This is a genomic window from Ensifer sesbaniae (assembly GCF_013283665.1).
GTDB classification, from domain to species: domain Bacteria; phylum Pseudomonadota; class Alphaproteobacteria; order Rhizobiales; family Rhizobiaceae; genus Ensifer; species Ensifer sesbaniae.
This window is the reverse complement of the sequence record NZ_JABEKU010000002.1, coordinates 1,156,537-1,172,882: the sequence shown is the minus strand read 5'-3', so window position 1 is coordinate 1,172,882 and position 16,346 is coordinate 1,156,537. Positions and strand designations below refer to the sequence as shown.

14 protein-coding genes and 2 pseudogenes are annotated in these 16,346 nt (G+C 61.3%); 10 read left to right on the top strand and 6 right to left on the bottom strand.

Annotated features, from left to right (window positions below; genetic code table 11):
• Positions 1–68 precede the first annotated feature (68 nt).
• From BHMPCIPO_RS23105 to denD, 3 genes are read right to left on the bottom strand one after another with little or no spacing between them, the layout of a single operon-like run.
• On the bottom strand, positions 69–1,853 hold the full coding sequence (locus BHMPCIPO_RS23105; protein WP_173519144.1) for an IlvD/Edd family dehydratase: 1,785 nt from the start codon (positions 1,851–1,853) through the stop codon (positions 69–71).
• Positions 1,850–2,761, bottom strand: a complete 912-nt coding sequence (locus BHMPCIPO_RS23100; RefSeq protein WP_173519143.1) for an NAD(P)-dependent oxidoreductase — start codon at positions 2,759–2,761, stop codon at positions 1,850–1,852. The genes BHMPCIPO_RS23105 and BHMPCIPO_RS23100 overlap by 4 nt, the downstream gene beginning before the upstream one ends.
• Positions 2,761–3,744: a D-erythronate dehydrogenase gene (denD, locus tag BHMPCIPO_RS23095; protein WP_173519142.1), complete on the bottom strand. Its 984-nt coding sequence runs from the start codon at positions 3,742–3,744 to the stop codon at positions 2,761–2,763. Before denD ends, BHMPCIPO_RS23100 begins: the two co-directional genes overlap by 1 nt.
• Positions 3,745–3,891: 147 nt before the next feature.
• On the opposite strand from denD, the gene BHMPCIPO_RS23090 reads away from it, so the two are divergent.
• The 6 genes from BHMPCIPO_RS23090 to BHMPCIPO_RS23065 all read left to right on the top strand — a co-directional run bounded on the left by BHMPCIPO_RS23090 (position 3,892) and on the right by BHMPCIPO_RS23065 (position 10,334).
• On the top strand, positions 3,892–5,319 hold the full coding sequence (locus tag BHMPCIPO_RS23090; protein WP_247958832.1) for an FAD-binding oxidoreductase: 1,428 nt from the start codon (positions 3,892–3,894) through the stop codon (positions 5,317–5,319).
• A 43-nt stretch (positions 5,320–5,362) separates the two neighbouring features.
• Positions 5,363–6,070 carry a FadR/GntR family transcriptional regulator gene (locus BHMPCIPO_RS23085; RefSeq protein WP_173519141.1) on the top strand — a complete coding sequence of 236 codons (708 nt, stop codon included), beginning with the start codon at positions 5,363–5,365 and terminating at the stop codon, positions 6,068–6,070.
• Between the two features lie 216 nt (positions 6,071–6,286).
• Positions 6,287–7,447: a fumarylacetoacetate hydrolase family protein gene (locus BHMPCIPO_RS23080; RefSeq protein WP_173519140.1), complete on the top strand. Its 1,161-nt coding sequence runs from the start codon at positions 6,287–6,289 to the stop codon at positions 7,445–7,447.
• Positions 7,448–7,469: 22 nt separating this feature from the next.
• Positions 7,470–8,003: a TRAP transporter small permease gene (locus tag BHMPCIPO_RS23075; RefSeq protein ID WP_173519139.1), complete on the top strand. Its 534-nt coding sequence runs from the start codon at positions 7,470–7,472 to the stop codon at positions 8,001–8,003.
• Positions 8,003–9,280 carry a TRAP transporter large permease gene (locus BHMPCIPO_RS23070; protein WP_173519138.1) on the top strand — a complete coding sequence of 426 codons (1,278 nt, stop codon included), beginning with the start codon at positions 8,003–8,005 and terminating at the stop codon, positions 9,278–9,280. The genes BHMPCIPO_RS23075 and BHMPCIPO_RS23070 overlap by 1 nt, the downstream gene beginning before the upstream one ends.
• 49 nt (positions 9,281–9,329) lie before the next feature.
• Positions 9,330–10,334, top strand: a complete 1,005-nt coding sequence (locus BHMPCIPO_RS23065) for a TRAP transporter substrate-binding protein (RefSeq protein WP_173519137.1) — start codon at positions 9,330–9,332, stop codon at positions 10,332–10,334.
• Positions 10,335–10,417: 83 nt separating this feature from the next.
• On the opposite strand, the pseudogene BHMPCIPO_RS33880 reads toward BHMPCIPO_RS23065, so the two are convergent.
• A pseudogene (locus tag BHMPCIPO_RS33880) lies at positions 10,418–10,495 on the bottom strand (IS3 family transposase); the annotation flags it as partial.
• Between the two features lie 65 nt (positions 10,496–10,560).
• Positions 10,561–10,982: pseudogene (locus BHMPCIPO_RS33875) on the bottom strand (Tn3 family transposase); the annotation flags it as partial.
• Between the two features lie 89 nt (positions 10,983–11,071).
• Between BHMPCIPO_RS33875 and BHMPCIPO_RS23050 the strand changes: the two are divergent.
• The 3 genes from BHMPCIPO_RS23050 (at position 11,072) to BHMPCIPO_RS23040 (ending at position 13,283) form a co-directional block, all read left to right on the top strand.
• Positions 11,072–11,263 (top strand): DUF6494 family protein, encoded by a 192-nt coding sequence (locus BHMPCIPO_RS23050; RefSeq protein WP_173519136.1) that lies wholly within the window; start codon positions 11,072–11,074, stop codon positions 11,261–11,263.
• A gap of 284 nt (positions 11,264–11,547) precedes the next feature.
• Entirely contained in the window at positions 11,548–12,666 is a 1,119-nt protein-coding gene (locus BHMPCIPO_RS23045) for a CapA family protein (protein WP_246304514.1), read from the top strand.
• Between the two features lie 386 nt (positions 12,667–13,052).
• Positions 13,053–13,283 carry a hypothetical protein gene (locus tag BHMPCIPO_RS23040; RefSeq protein WP_173519134.1) on the top strand — a complete coding sequence of 77 codons (231 nt, stop codon included), beginning with the start codon at positions 13,053–13,055 and terminating at the stop codon, positions 13,281–13,283.
• Between the two features lie 871 nt (positions 13,284–14,154).
• Here BHMPCIPO_RS23040 and BHMPCIPO_RS23035 read toward each other — a convergent pair.
• A complete protein-coding gene (locus BHMPCIPO_RS23035; RefSeq protein ID WP_173519133.1) occupies positions 14,155–15,171 on the bottom strand; it encodes a LacI family DNA-binding transcriptional regulator in 1,017 nt (338 codons plus the stop codon).
• 137 nt (positions 15,172–15,308) lie between these two features.
• Between BHMPCIPO_RS23035 and BHMPCIPO_RS23030 the strand changes: the two genes are divergently transcribed.
• Entirely contained in the window at positions 15,309–16,343 is a 1,035-nt protein-coding gene (locus tag BHMPCIPO_RS23030; RefSeq protein WP_173519132.1) for a Gfo/Idh/MocA family protein, read from the top strand.
• The last annotated feature ends 3 nt before the right edge of the window (positions 16,344–16,346 follow it).

Sequence of the window (16,346 nt, the reverse complement as noted above, 5' to 3'; positions counted from 1 at the left end):
ATCAAACAGGGGAAGGCTCTCGATTGGCGATCGCACGGAAGTGGTTGCTCCGTGCGATCGCGAGATAGTCAGTGGTTGTGGCGCGGCGGCGTCCCGGAGATCTGGCGGAACTTGTCGGCCTCCCTGATCGTCGCGCCGTCGGCGAGTTGGGTCACGGTCTGGCGGTAGATCATCTGCCAGGGAGTGGCGTCACCCGGTACCTTAGGAATACCACCGGCCTTGCGGTGCTCGATCTCGGCATTGTCCACCAACATGTCGCAGAGGCCTTCGTTGAAGTCGATGCGAATCGTGTCGCCGGTACGTAACCAGGCAAGACCGCCGCCGGCCGCGCTTTCGGGCGAGGCGTTCAGGATCGACGGGCTGTCGGCGGTGCCGGACTGGCGGCCGTCGCCGATCGTCGGAAGGCTCATGATGCCGCGCTTCAGCAGGTGATCCGGCGGCTGCATGTTGACCACTTCGGCCGAGCCCGGCCAGCCCTTGGGACCGGCGCCGCGGATCACCAGGATGCAGTTCTCGTCGATATCGAGCGAGGGGTCGTTGATCCGCTTGTGGTAGTCCTCAGACCCGTCGAAGACGATGGCGCGACCCTCGAACACGCCCTCGCGTCCCGGCTCCTGCAGGTAGCGCTTGCGAAAGCTGTCGGAAACGACGCTCATCTTCATGATGGCGAAGTCGAAGAGATTGCCCTTGAGGACGAGGAAGCCCGCGCGTTCGCGCAGCGGCTCGGCAAAAGGCCTGATCACTTCGCGGTCATCGGATTCGCGGCCTTCGAGGTTTTCGGTCACGGTTTTGCCGGTGACCGTCGGACAGCTGCCGTCGATCTTTCCGGCCTTGAGCAGCTCCCACATGATGGCAGGCACACCACCGGCACGGTGAAAACGTTCGCCGAGATAGGCACCCGCCGGCTGGACATTGGCGAGCAGGGGTATGTCGTAGCCATGGACCTGCCAATCGTCCGGGTTGAGCGTCACGCCCGCGTGCTTGGCCATTGCCATCAGGTGCGGCTGGGCATTGGTCGAGCCGCCGATGGCGGAGTTGACCTTGATCGCGTTCAGGAATGCCTCGCGCGTCAGGATATCCGACGGCTTGATGTCTTCCAGTACGAGCTCAACGGCGCGGCGGCCGGTGCGATAGGCCATCTGTCCGCGTTCGCGGTAGGCCGCCGGGATCGCCGCGCAGCCGGTCAGCGACATGCCGAGCGCTTCGGCCATGGCGTTCATCGTGGACGCCGTGCCCATGGTGTTGCAATGGCCGACGGAGGGAGCGGAATCAAGGGCCGCTTCGAGGAACTGCTCGCGGGTTACTTCGCCGGCGGCATACTTGCGGCGCGAACGCCATATCACGGTGCCGGAGCCGACGAGATCGCCGTCGTTCCAGCCGTCGAGCATCGGTCCGCCGGAGAAGACGATCGACGGAATATCGACAGTCGAGGCGGCCATCAGTGCCGACGGGGTGGTCTTGTCGCAGCCGGTGGTTAGGATCACGCCATCGAGCGGATAGCCGTAAAGGATTTCGACCAGTCCGAGATAGGCGAGGTTGCGGTCGAGCGCCGCCGTCGGCCTCTTGCAGTTCTCGAACAGCGGATGGGTCGGGAACTCGATCGGAATGCCGCCCGCATCGCGGATGCCGTCGCGCAGGCGCTTCGCCAGCTCCAGATGGTGGCGGTTGCAGGGGTTGAGGTCGCTGCCCGACTGGGCGATGCCGATGATCGGTTTGCCGGACCTGAGCTCTTCCGGTGTGGTGCCGTAGTTCATGAAGCGCTCCAGGTAGAGCGCGGTCAGGTCCAGGTGCTCGGGATTATCGAACCAGTCCTGCGAGCGCAGCCTTCGGGCGGCCTTCTTGTCGTCGGTCATTGATCTTCCTTCCGTTCGCTTCCGTTGACCTTCTCCAGATGCAATAGAAGCGCGCTGTGATCCTGTTCTCCGCCGCCATCGGCGACGAAGTCACGGAATTCACTGCGCACCATGGCCGTCAACGGCAATTCCAGATCCAGGAGATCGGCCATGGCGGCAACCGCATCCAGGTCCTTCAGTTGCAGCCGAGAGGGGCCGCCGGGGGCGAAGGTGCGGTTGACCATGCGGGCGCCGTGCAGGTCAAGAATCCGGCTCTCGGCGAAGCCGCCACGAATGGCGTCTCGGAACCTGCCGCGATCCGCGCCGCCGGCTTCCACGAGGATCATCGCCTCGGCAACCGCACCGATCGTGATGGCGACGATCTGCTGGTTGGCCAGCTTGCAGACCTGGCCGGCGCCGGCCGGGCCGACATGCGTGACGCGGCCAAGCGCGGCAAAGACGTCCGCAAGGCCAGTGATAACCTCCGCTTCACCGCCAGCCATTATGGCGAGGGTCCCGGCTTCGGCGCCGACGACGCCGCCGGAGACCGGGGCATCGACGTGGGCGACGTTGCGCGCAGCGAGGCGCGCGGCGTGATCGCGGGCGATCGGCGGGGCGATCGACGAGGAATCGACGACGATCGCGCCGGCCTTCAGGACTGTGGTGACGCCGGCTCCGAACAGCACCTTGCCGACCGCGTTTCCGTCGCTCAGCATGGTGAAGACGATGTCCGCATCACGTGCAGCGTCGGCGGCCGTGGCTGCAAGGTTTGCGCCATCCGCCACCAGGGCTTCGGCTTTGGAGGGGTCACGGTTCCAGACGGTGACGGGAAATCCTGCCTTCAGCAGGCGGCGCGCCATCGGCGCGCCCATGAGCCCGGTGCCAAGAAAGGCAATGCGCCGGGACGCAGCCGCTTTCTCTGCGGTCATCAGAGCTTGCCTCCCAGTTCGTCCTCGATGTGGACCCTGATGATCTCGTCGAAGGATTTCTCAGCGGTGAAACCGAGTTCGATGGCGCGCTTGGCTTCGAAACCGGGCGCCCAGCCGGCGCACATGCGCATGATCATCTCGTCGGGCTCGCGACGGATGAGCGACACGGCCTTCTCGCCGCCGACGCGGCGCAGAGCCTCGATCTGTTCACCGACCGTGGCGCTGAGGCCCGGCATGGAAAGGTTGCGGCGCGGGCCAACCTTTTCGACGTCGATGGTCGCGCCGTGGATCAGGAAGCCGACGGCCGAGCGGGGCGAGGCGTGCCAGTGACGGACGTCGTCGGAGACCGGTAGTACGGCTTCCTGGCCGACCAGCGGCTCGCGCAGGATGTTGGAGAAGAAGCCGGAGGCAGCCTTGTTCGGCTTACCCGGACGGATGCAGATGGTCGGAAGGCGGATGCCGATGCCGTCGAAGAAGCCGCGACGCGAATAGTCGGTCAGCAAAAGTTCGCAGATGGCCTTCTGTGTGCCATAGCTGGTCAGCGGCGTAGTGTGGAACTCGTCCGGGATCGGATAGGGCAGGGGAGCGCCGAAGGCAGCGATCGACGAGGTGAACACGACACGCGGCTTGTAGCCGTCCTGGCCGTGGGCGATGCGGATCGCGTCGAACAGGTAACGGGTGCCGTCGAGGTTGATGCGGTAGCCCTTGTCGAAGTCGAGTTCGGCTTCGCCCGACACGATGGCGGCGAGGTGGAAGATCAGGTCCGGCCGTCCGGTGATGAGGCGCTCGGCTTCGCCAGCCGCCGAAAGGTCAACGGTTTCAAGGACAGTCTTGCCGGTAAAACCCATCGGCGCTTCCGGGGTGATGACATCGACCAGCGTCATCGCCTCGATGGCGCGGCCGTTCAGGTATCCGTCCCTTGCGAGACGTGCCGTGAGCTTGCGACCCACCATGCCGGCGGCGCCGATGATCAGAATGTGCACCTTACTACTCCTCCATGCTTTCGTTCAGAACCTTCCGACGAAGGTGCGAACCACTCAACCGAAAAAAGACATTGTAAGGTTGTCTGATAACCTTATATGATGCGTTTGAAAACAGGTAATTGGCGTCCCGCACGCCGGGAGGGACATGTGAGCGCGCGCATCCAGTCACATCAGCAGAAATTCGTGGATGCCCTCGGGGCGGACCTGGTTCTCCTCGGGGAGGAGGTTGAACGCTATTGTCGTGACTGGCACGGAGATGTGACCACCGGAGCAATCGCGGTCCTTCGTCCGCGCTCTACCGATGATGTCTCGAAGGCGGTACGCATCTGCGCCGAACTCGGCGTTGCGATCGTGCCGCAGGGCGGCAACACTGGCCTCGTGCTGGGTGCTACGCCAGATGCGCCGGAAAGCCAGGTCGTGCTGAGCCTTGAGCGGATGAATGCCATCCGCCAGCTTGACGTCGACGATTATTCGGCTGTCGTTGAGGCGGGCGCTATCCTGTCCGAATTCAAGGACAAGGTCGAGGAAGCCGGAATGTTCTTCCCGCTCGCGCTCGGTGCGCAGGGGTCCTGTCAAATCGGCGGCAATGTCTCCACCAATGCCGGCGGCATCAATGTCCTGCGCTACGGCATGACGCGCGAACTGGTGCTGGGACTGGAAGTCGTTCTGCCCGACGGTTCGGTTTTCGAAGGGTTATCGACGCTGCGCAAGGACAATCGCGGCATTGATCTGAAGCAGTTGTTCATCGGAGCCGAAGGTACGCTCGGGATCATCACGGCGGTCGCGGTGAAACTTATGCCGATGCCGGATCAGGTGGCCACCGCCCTGCTGGGATTGAATGCGCTCGACGACGTGATCGCGCTCTACCGCCGCGCCCGTCGCGACTGCTGCGACCTTCTGTCGGCCTTCGAGTTCATGCCGCCGCTCGCCTTCACACTCGCGCGCGAGGCGATGCCGGACCTCGCCATGCCAATGTCGGGCGATCACCCGGCATATGCGCTAATCGAAATCTCGGGTTCGGGGCTGGTCGACGTATCGGATCTGATGGAACGTTTCCTCGAAGGTGTCATGGGCGACGGTCTCGTGATCGACGGAGTGGTCGCCACGTCCAAGGCGCAGGCGCGCAATCTCTGGCTTTTCCGCGAGGGTATGAACGAGGGGCAGGCCAAGCGCGGTCCGCACTTGCGCACCGACGTTTCTGTGTCGCTATCGCGGCTGGCCGATTTCGTGCGCGATGCGCAGCAGGCCGTCTACGACGCACTTCCAGAATGCGTCTGCGTCTCCTACGGCCATGTCGGCGACGGCAACGTGCACCTGAATGTGCTGCCGCCGGGTGACCTGCCGCGGAGTGAGATCGACGCGCGCATCTACAAGGCGAAGAAGATCATCAACGAAGTGCTCGACGGCTATCACGGCTCGATCAGTGCGGAGCACGGCATCGGTCGCTTGAAGAAGTCCGACTTCGACACGCGTCTGTCCGCGGTTCGGCGCAAGCTGCTGACCGCGGCAAAGACGGCGATCGATCCGGATCTTCGGATGAATCCCGGTTCCCAATTGAGTTTCGCGCGGGATTGAGAGACAACCCTCACGTGACGCGGAGGAGGCGGGCGTAAATACGATGGAATTCGGACAAATCAGGCGAAGCGAACAGCTGCCGGCACGCATTGCCGCTCAGATTGCGCGCGACATCACCGAAGGCCGAATACGTCCCGGCGAAAAGCTGCCGACCGAACACTTTCTGGCCAAGGCGCTCGGCGTGAGCCGCTCCGTGGTGCGCGAGGCGATTGCGCAGCTGCGCAACGAAGGGCTTGTCGAGACGCGCCAGGGTGTCGGCGCCTTCGTCACCGAGCCCCACGCACGACCGATCCGTATCGAGCAGGATGACCTGGCCAACCGCCAAAGCTTCCGTGATCTCTTTCAGCTGCGTGTGCCGCTGGAAATCGAGGCCGCAGGCCTCGCTGCCCTGCACCATACACCCGATGATCTTCAGCGTATCGACGAGGCGCTCGCCAGCATGAGCGGCGCGGAAAAGTGGACGGCGGAAGGTATCGTCGCCGACCTTGCGTTTCATCGCGCAGTCGCCGCCGCCACCGGAAACGAGTACTTCGCGGTCTTCATCGGGTTCATCGCGGAGCGCATCAGCCTGGCGATCAATGCGGCGCGAGCGGCCGCGGTTCTTGAGGAGATCGTCGAGGTGACGATCAAGGAGCATGTCGTTTTACGCGATGCCATTGCCAGCCGGGATCCGAGGCGAGCGAGGGAGGCGATGAAGATGCACCTGTTGGGGGCGGCGCGGCGGCTCGATCTGACGCTCGAGTCCTATTGAGGGCGCATTTGATTAAACTCGAGGCCAATCTCGAGGGTCTGTGGAAATGGTCATGAGAGCCCCAAGCATGGCGGCTTTTGAGCAAGTCATGATTTGAAGCTGGACAGTGCCGCGGAGCCCGACTAAAACGTTACAGGTTGTTGTCAGACATCCAGACAATACGGCAAGGCAGCGGGAGGTTGCTGCCTGGGAGACATTCGAAATGGGAGGAGCGACTTGGTTTCCAAGTATTCACTATCCGCGGCCGCAATTTTGCCGGAAGACGCGGCGCAGGCCGTTCTGGTCGGGCGTGTGTGGTCGAAGGCCGTCGATGGCCCTTGCCCGGTACTGCTGCGCGACGGACGCTTGCTTGACCTGACAAGCATCGCCGCCACCGTTTCCTTCCTGTTCGAGCAGGATGGGCTGGTCGGCAGGCTAATATCCGCGGCTGGTCTTGCCGATCTCGGCTCTCTCGACGATTTCCTCTCCGGCAAGTTGGGTGACCTCCTGGCGCCGATCGACCTTCAGTCGATCAAGGCGGCTGGCGTCACCTTCGCCGACAGCATGCTCGAGCGCGTGATCGAGGAGCAGACCAGGGGAGATTCCTCCCGGGCTCTCGAAATCCGCGAACGGTTGGCGCCGGTGCTCGGCGACAGCTTGCGTGGTCTCGTAGCCGGTTCGCAGCAGGCGGCGAAGGTAAAGGCGCTGCTGCAGGACATGAACCTCTGGTCGCAGTACCTCGAAGTCGGCATCGGCCCCGACGCCGAGATCTTCACCAAGTCGCAGCCGATGTCCTCCGTCGGCTGTGGCGACACGGTCGGCATCCATCCGATCTCGCAGTGGAACAATCCCGAGCCCGAAGTCGTGCTCGCAATTCGTTCTGACGGCACGATCCTAGGCGCCACTCTCGGCAACGACGTGAACCTTCGTGATGTCGAAGGCCGTTCCGCCTTGCTGCTCGGCAAGGCGAAGGACAACAATGCGTCCTGCTCGATCGGCCCGTTCATCCGCCTGTTCGACGAGAGCTTCACCATCGACGACTTGCGCAAGGTTCGCGTCTCGCTGCTGGTCAAAGGTGAGGATGGTTTCGAGATGGCCGGCGAAAGCCCGATGGAGGCGATCAGCCGCAGCCCGGAAAACCTGGTGTCGCAACTGCGCAACCGCAATCATCAGTATCCGGACGGCGCGGTGCTGTTCCTCGGCACTATGTTCGCGCCAGTGAAGGATCGCCGTGGCGTCGGACAGGGCTTCACGCACGAAGTGGGCGACAGGGTGGAAATATCGACGCCGAAGCTCGGGCGCCTGGTGAACTGGGTTGATCGCTGCAATGCCTGCCCGGAATGGACCTTCGGGGTCGGCGCCCTCATGCGGAACCTCGCCAAGCGCGATCTCTTGTAATTTTCGAACGGGGGAGGACCAAGTGCAAAAGGCAATCGATCTATTCTACAAAGCTCTCGAATTCCTGCTGATCGTCCTTCTTTCGGGGATGGCAGTCATGGTTTTCGTCAACGTCGTCATGCGCTATGCGATGAATTCTGGCCTGACCGTGTCGGATGAATTGGCGCGTTACTTTTTCGTCTGGGTAACCTTCATCGGCGCCGTCGTGACGTTCCGCGAACACGGGCACCTGGGCGTCGAAACGCTGGTCGCGTTTCTCGGCCGCAAGGGGCGCATCGTCTGCATGATCCTGAGCAACCTGGTGATCATCGGCTGTTGTGCGATCTTCTTCTGGGGCACCTGGATGCAGCTTCCGATCAACTGGAGCATGAAGGCGCCCGTAACCGGCCTGTCGATGGGCTTCGTCTACGGTATCGGCTTCTTTACCGGCGGCGGCTGCGTGATCATCGCGCTTGAACGGCTTGTCCGTCTCCTCACCGGTCGCGTGACCCAGGAAGAAATCGAGGCTTTCGCTGGCGAAAACCTCACTCTTGAGCAGATGGCGGAACGTAGCTGATGACCCTTCTCGTGTTTGTTGCTTCCTTGCTGGGAGCCATGGCGATCGGGGTGCCGGTTGCATTTTCGCTGATGTTCTGCGGCGTCGTGCTCATGTGGTACATGGGTATCTTCAACACCCAGATCATCGCCCAGAACATGATCGCGGGGGCTGACACCTTCACCTTGCTGGCCATTCCGTTCTTCATTCTGGCGGGCGAGCTGATGAACGCCGGCGGCCTTTCGCGCCGTATCATCGATTTCGCCATCGCCTGCGTGGGCCACATTCGTGGCGGTCTCGGAATCGTGGCGATCGTCGCCGCGCTGATCATGGCCAGCATTTCCGGATCCGCAGCCGCGGACACCGCCGCGCTCGCCGCCATCCTTATCCCGATGATGGCGAAGGCCGGCTACAATGTCCCGCGTTCGGCCGGCCTCCTCGCCGCCGGCGGCATCATCGCCCCGGTCATTCCGCCGTCCATGGCCTTCATCGTCTTCGGCGTCGCCGCCAACGTTTCGATCACGCAGCTCTTCATGGCAGGTGTCTTTCCCGGTCTGCTGATGGGCATTTCGTTGATCGTCACCTGGCTGGTCGTGGTGCGCAAGGACAAGATCGAGGCGCTTCCGCGCGCGTCGATGAATGAACGCCTCCAGGTGACCGGTCGGGCACTCTGGGCGCTCGGCATGCCGGTCATCATTCTCGGCGGCATCAAGGCAGGCATGGTCACCCCTACCGAAGCGGCCGTGGTCGCCGCGGCCTACGCCCTCTTCGTCGGCATGTTCATTTACCGTGAGCTGACGTGGAAAGAACTTCCGCGCGTGATCCTGCAGGCGGCGAAGATGACGTCCGTGATCATGTTCCTGGTCTGCGCCGCGCTCGTTTCCGCCTGGTTGATCACCGCAGCGAACATTCCGGCCGAGATTACCGGCTACATCGAACCGCTGATCGACCGTCCGATCCTGCTGATGTTCGCCATCATGATCCTGGTGCTGATCGTCGGTACCGCTTTGGACCTCACGCCGACAATTCTGATCCTGACGCCGGTTCTGATGCCGATCATCAAGCAGGCGGGCATCGACCCGGTCTACTTCGGCGTCCTGTTCATCATGAACAACTGCATCGGTCTTCTGACCCCACCGGTCGGCGTCGTTCTCAACGTCGTCAGCGGCGTCGGCCGTATCCCGCTCGGAAAGGTCACGGCGGGTGTGTGGCCGTTCCTCGCTGCGCAGGCGATCGTGCTCTTTCTCCTGGTCCTGTTCCCGGACTTGGTCATCGTACCGGCGCGTTGGCTCCACTGACAACCGGCGCGCCCAACCTTCTCACTCAACAATCCATTGGGAGGATAATATGAGAAAACTGCTTCTGACCACCACCGCCATCGCATTGGCATGCACCATGTCTGCTCCGGCATTCGCTGAATTCAACGACCGCAACATCCGCGTGTCGAACGGCATCAACGCCGATCATCCGGTCGGCAATGGTATCGAGGCCATGCAGAAGTGCCTGGACGAAAAGTCCGGCGGCAAGCTCAAGCTGACGGCCTTCTGGGGCGGCGCGCTCGGCGGAGACCTGCAGGCAACCCAAGCCCTGCGCTCGGGCGTTCAGGAAGCCGTCGTCACCTCGTCGTCTCCGCTCGTCGGCATCGAGCCGGCTCTCGGCGTCTTCGACCTGCCGTTCCTCTTCTCCAATGCCCAGGAAGCCTACAAGATTCTCGACGGCGACTTCGGCGACAAGATGAGCAAGAAGCTCGAAGCGGTTGGCCTCGTGAACCTCAGCTACTGGGAAAACGGCTTCCGCAACCTTTCGAACTCGGTGCGTCCCGTCACCAAGTGGGAGGACTTCGAGGGCATGAAGGTTCGCGTCATGCAGAACAACGTATTCCTCGACACCTTCCAGAACCTCGGCGCCAACGCCACCCCGATGGCCTTCGGCGAAGTCTTCTCGGCTCTGGAAACCAAGACGATCGACGCCCAGGAAAACCCCTATGTGACGATCGACACCTCGAAGTTCTTCGAAGTGCAGAAGTACATCACCGAGACGAACCACGCCTACACGCCGTTCCTCTTCCTCTTCTCCAAGGCGATCTTCGACACCTACACGCCCGATGAACAGGCGGCTCTGCGGGAATGCGCTTCCGTCGGTCGTGATGTCGAGCGTCAGGTCATTAGCGACCTGAACAAGAAGTCGCTCGAGAAGATCAAGGCCGCAGGCCTGGAAGTGAACGTCCTGTCTCCGGAAGAGCAGGCTCGCATCCGCGAGAAGTCCATGGTCGTCTACGAAAAGCACAAGGCCGAGATCGGTGCCGAAGTCGTCGACGGCATTCTCGCCAAGCTCGCCGAGATCCGCAAATAATCTCCCTGGTGGCGGTCCGTCGGGACCGCGCCAAAAAAGACCGCAGTGCTGAACTGACCCCAAAAGGTTGGACGATTGCTGGGCTAGGATAATAGGAACTGAGTTCTGTATTGCACAGGGCTCAGTCCTTTCAGTTTCAGCTTGGTGCGCTGATGATTGTAATTTTGTAATAGTCGTCACGACGCGAAAGTGGTGAATCTGTCCGACATTTGAGAACATATGGTGATCATGCAGCGAGGATAGATGTTTCTCGCCGCAGCGGCCTGAGATCGGGGCTGTCCGTCGGAGTCCAGATGTAATCTTCGGTCAGGCTGATATGCTGCCAGGCGAGTGGGGTGATATGTTTGATCACTTCCGCAGGCGTGGCGATGCCTTCACGATTGATCTCGGCGAAAGCCGGTTCGAGATGGAGCGTATTCCAGTAGACGATGGGATTGATGAGGAGGTTCGGCCCGGACGGTAGAACTGACTCTCGAAGGTGCTGTCCCGGAGCTCTCCAAGACGATTGAAGAACAGCGCGCGGGCTTCGCTCTTGTTGAGGCTGGCGGTAGCGTTGCGGCGGATTTTCGGGGTTCTGCCACCATTGCGGCAGGAAGATGGACCTGTTCGTCCGATATCACGAAGCGCGAGCGCCAGTCCGTTTTGACGTATTTGTATGGCAGCGCGCGTCATCGTCTCGCTTCCTTGGGCACTCGCCTTCCCTTACAATGCCGTTCGGAAGACGGAGGAGTTCCGCCATGAGCGAAGACACCTTCAACATGTCGATCCGCAAGTTCCTGAAGGAAGTCGGCGTCACCTCACAGCGCAAGATCGAGGAGACGGTGCGCGAAGGGCAGATCGGCGGCAAGAAGCTGAAAGTCCGCATGACACTGACAGCGGAAGGCACCGGACTCAACCACGTGATCGACGGCGAGATAGAGCTTCCGTAAGCTTAAGGAGGGCGTCGGCCCCAGCCAGGAGCGCCCCTGATATCACTCGATGTAGGCGTTGGTAGAGGCCCAGGGTCCAGCAGAATGAGCCAATTGAGCCGAAGAAGGAGGAGTTGGCGTTTTGAAGGCCCTCGCCGGGATCGGACCTCCCAGCCGCGATCGCGACCGATAGCCTTGCCTAAATTGTACCCCAATAGGTTAGCCGCCTATTCTCCGCAGGCGAGAATAGTAGCGGCAAAAGCTCGGGGCATCTGATGGGACGGTCACACCAGCACGACCCGTATATGCAGCTCTTCCTTTGCGGTGACGTCATGACCGGGCGGGGCCTCGATCAAGTGCTGCCCGTTCCATCCAATCCGGTTCTGCATGAGGAGCATCTTCGATCAGCCCGAGACTACGTCCGTCTGGCGGAGCAAGCGCACGGACCGATTCCGCGATCGGCGGGACCAACCTATATCTGGGGCGTGGCATTGGATGAGCTCGAGCGTGTGCGCCCTGATGTCCGCATCATCAATCTCGAAACGGCCGTAACCCGCAGCAACGATTACGTCCCGAAGGGCATCAACTATCGGATGAGCCCCGAAAACGCATCCTGTCTTGTCGCTGCCGGCGTGGACTGCTGTGTCCTTGCCAATAACCACGTTCTCGATTGGGGACCCGTTGGCTTACTCGACACTTTGGCGGCCTTGGTCCACCTGCAAATCAAGACCGCCGGTGCCGGGCATGACCTGGCCGAAGCGAGCGCGCCGGCCGTCCTTGAGAGGGGTAACAAAGGACGCGTGCTCGTGTTTGCGCTTGCGACTCCGACGGCCGGGACACCACGAAGCTGGGCCGCAGCAAGCAACAGGGCAGGCGTGGGTTTTCTGCCGGATCTTACTCCGACCAGTGCCCGTCGCGTTGCCGATCATATCGTCAGGATGAAGCGGCCACGGGATGTGGTCGTCCTATCGATTCATTGGGGCCCCAATTGGGGGGATGACATACCCGCCGCTCAGCGGCAATTTGCGCATGCGCTTATAGACGATGCCGGCGTATCGATCGTGCACGGACACTCATCGCACCACGCCAAAGCGATCGAGGTTTACCGCAACCGCCTCATCCTTTATGGCTGCGGGGACTTCCTCAATGACTATGAAGGGATTGCCGGGCACGAGGAGTTTCGGAGCGATCTGCGTCTGATGTATTTCGCCGGCGTCAACCCGGCGAATGGCGAGCTTTCGGCACTTGAAATCGCCCCGCTACAGGCACATCGGTTCACTCTCGTTTATCCCTCCAAAATGGACGTCGAGTGGCTCGGCGAAACCCTCGACCGGGACAGCCGGCGGCTTGGGACTGGCGTGCGACCCGAGCTAGGTGGGCGGCTTGCCTTGTCGTGGTCGAGCGCGAACAAATCGGTGCGATGAAGATTTTCCTCGATCGAGGTTCTGACGATCGGGGCAGGGGGGGCTCGCTCGCCTGCACGGACGAGGCCGGATCGTCGCGAAACGGTCCGCAACCTGCTCGTGGGTATACACTTTTCGGAAAGCTACTTGAAGCCCGGGGGTGTGGAGGTCGCCGGGCATCCTGCGAGCTTGCCCATCAGTTTTACCAGCACGCGGGCTGCGGATTGCGCGTGACGACTTTCCCAGCGTTGCGTCACGCCTCGATAATGTCCGAAGCCATCCCTGCTAAATACCCATAGCCCCGCTCTATAGGCAAGCTATGAGCACTTCTGCGGCATTGCCAAGCCAGTAGTGGTCGGGTTGCCGTAAAGACCTTATTTGAAGCGCATCACTCGGGTGAGCTCGCGATGGAGCTTGATGGGGGCACTCAGAAACGATGGATCATTTTACGTCGAACGTGGTTCCGTCTCGCAGCCTTCGAACCGGAAGGCTTCATCGTAAAAGCGACCGGCGAGACGATTCCCTACAAGGACACAGGAATCCGGCATTTGCCCGATGGCGAGTACCATTGGTGTTCAGTGAACGGCTCCAAGAGCGGGCGCACCGTCTGCCTGTTCGTGCCGCCAAGCGGATTCTAAACCACGCCGACGGCGTGGAGAACTGCGCGCTCACCACACGGAAGGAGATCGGTCCGCATCCCATGTCTTCGGCCGCCCTTACGGAAAGTTCTCCATCTGGCGGGCCATTTGCCTGCTGAACTGGTCGATGTTTCAACCGTCAGGGCAAATCGGAATCTGCAACGCAACTACGACCTTTTGGCTGAACGTATCGGGCGTAAGCCTTAGGGTGTGAGATCGGCTCGCCGAAGCTCCGCGGGCGTGCTTTTGCAGGCCGTGACTGCCTCTGCCGGCCCGTGTCCGCCTTGCCGGCATGGGCCGAAGTCACCAGAGAATCGTTGGCACTCTCGTCAAGAGTTCACCAAGCGCCCCGAAGAGGACTTCTGCCGCGGCTCCAACCTCGGCATGCGCGGTGACAACAACCAACCCCAGGATGGAGATCGCGGATCCAAATCGGATGGCAGGGCTGCCGTCGCCACCAGGAGAGAGCGTGGGAATGGACGTATCGAACGAGGACCAGTTGCCACGAAGAAGGTTGTCGTTTGCGGCGCGCAAGAGCCGAGTCGGTCGTGGACCTCTGAGGCGGCTTTTTTCGCATATCCCGGGAAATGTATCGCAGATTGAGTTAGACATCTGACGTATCCATGACCAATTTGAATGACACCAATGTTAGGCAGACCAGTTAGAACCGGCCGTTCCCAGGGAAACTGAGTTTCCACCTTTTGGTCCTGTGAGGAGCTATACCCATTTCAGGGGATGACGAGTGTGCGTTGACACGCCGACCTCCGGATACCCCATCCGGTGAAGGTGGTGGGACGCGGTTCGTACTCGTTCAAGGCGAGGATGCACAGCTGCATAGAGTCCGTTTCTGCTGATGGGACATATCTGTTGCTTAATCGCTTTCGCCCGGGACGAGCGCCATGGGCCAGAGCAGTTGCGCGGGTTTCGCCGGGTAGACATGCGCGAAAGCCGGCATCGTGCCAAGCAGGGTTTCGGCAAGTGCAATGCCGAGGTCACGTAGCGACAGGCTGAATGATGTTAGGCGGGGCGACAGGAACTCTGATTGCGGACTTTGGCGGCCGATGATCGCAAGATCTCGTCCAGGCTTTACTCCTGCTTCCACCAGCCCGCGATAAAGGCCGACGGCAATTGCTTCGTTGATCAGCACAATCGCCGTCGGACGGTTCTGAAGCGCGCTCAGTTCACGGGCGATCTGGTAGCCTCCGGCCTCGTTCGGAGTCGAACGAAAGACGTGACGCTCGTCGAGGCGAAGCCCGTGGCGGGCAAGGGTTGCCCGGCACTGATCCTCGAACACATAGCCGAGGTTCATGTCGTCATGCGGTCGTGTGATGGCAATGTTCGTGTGACCCCGGGCGACGAGCCGGTCGATGGAAGCCTCCGCCATGCCCTCGAAATCCAGGTCGAGCCACGGCTGACCGACATCGGTCAGGCTTCGTCCGAGGGTGATGAACGGGATCTTGCGCTTGGCCAGCAGTTCGAAACGGGCATCGTGCCGCCGGGTCGCCGAGAGGATGATGCCATCAGCAAAACCGCGGGCAACGACGCGCTTCAAATAGTCGTTCGGATCCTCCTCAGAGGAGCAGAGCAGGGCGACCAGATCGAGCTTGTGACGCGCAAAAACGGTCTGAACGCCGTCGAAGACGCTCATGAAGAAGGTATCGCCCTGGCCGGTGATTTCAGTGCCGGTCTGCATCATGAAGCCGATGACGCCAGTTGCTCCCTTCCGGAGGGCGCGACCCGATTGGTTGGCGACGTAGCCAAGGGATTCCGCTGCTTCCAGCACCCTTTTTCTGGTTTCTTCGTTGACGTCGGGCTTGCCGTTCAGCGCACGGGACACCGTGCCGATCGAAATATCGAGGTGTTCGGCAAGCTCGCGAATCCCCTTCATTTTTCCGCGTTCCTCCTGAGCCTCACGATCGGCCATTTTCTCACCTCTTGACATAAAAACCCGTTGCCGCATAGTATCGTAAACGTTTACGGAAGCCAATTGAGGAGTTGCCGCTTCCGTTTCTTGGAGGAAATCACGTGAGACACAGGGCCGTTTTGTGCGGGTGCGGAGCTATGGCCAAAGGTTGGCTGAGGGCGCTGACGGAGAGCAACTCTCTTCGAGAGAAGGTGGAGATTGTCGGCCTTGTCGATCTCAATCGGGCGACCGCTGAAGCGCTCGCTGCCGAGTTCCACCTTGGCGACATCCTGATCGGTACGGACCTACCAGAGGTTCTCCGCGAAAGCCGGGCTGATTTGCTCTTCGACATCGTCGTTCCGGCGGCACGGCGCGCGGTGGTGGCCGTCGGTCTCGCCCATGGTTGCCATGTGCTGAGCGAGAAGCCGATGGCCGCCACGCTCGAAGAGGCGCGCGAGTTGCGCCGACTTGCGAGCGAAGCCTCGCGTATCCATGCGATCGTGCAAAACCGACGTTTCATCGACGGCGTCCGCCGCATACGCCGCCTCATCCAGTCCGGCAGCCTCGGCGAGCTGACGGCGCTGCATTGCGATTTCTTCCTCGGTCCGCATTTCGGGGGCTTTCGCGAACAGATGGACAATGTCCTTTTGCTCGACATGGCGATCCACACCTTCGATGCGGCCCGCTTCATGTCCGGCAAGGAGCCTCTCGCTGTCTATTGCCACGAATACAATCCTGAGGGCTCCTGGTATCGCCACGGCGCGGCCGCCAATGCGATCTTCGAATTTTCCGATAATGTCGCCTTCAGCTATCGCGGTTCCTGGTGCGCCGAGGGCGCCAACACCAGTTGGGAAAGCGCGTGGCGAATTGTCGGCTCCAAGGGAACTTTGCTCTGGGATGGCGGTGAGCGCTTCGAGGCCAATGTGGTCACAGGCAGCGAGGGTTTCCTGCGTGCCGTCGAGCCGATCGCAGTGCCCGAGGCCGAAGACCGTGCCGATACGCACGGGCACGCGAGCGTCATCGAGCGTTTCGTCCAAGCCGTCGACGCCGGAACCGTGCCGGAAACGGATGGCAGCGACAACATCAAAAGCCTTGCCATGGTCTTCGGCGCGATCGACAGCGCGCGGGATGGCAAACGCGTCACCATTGCAGTCTAGGGA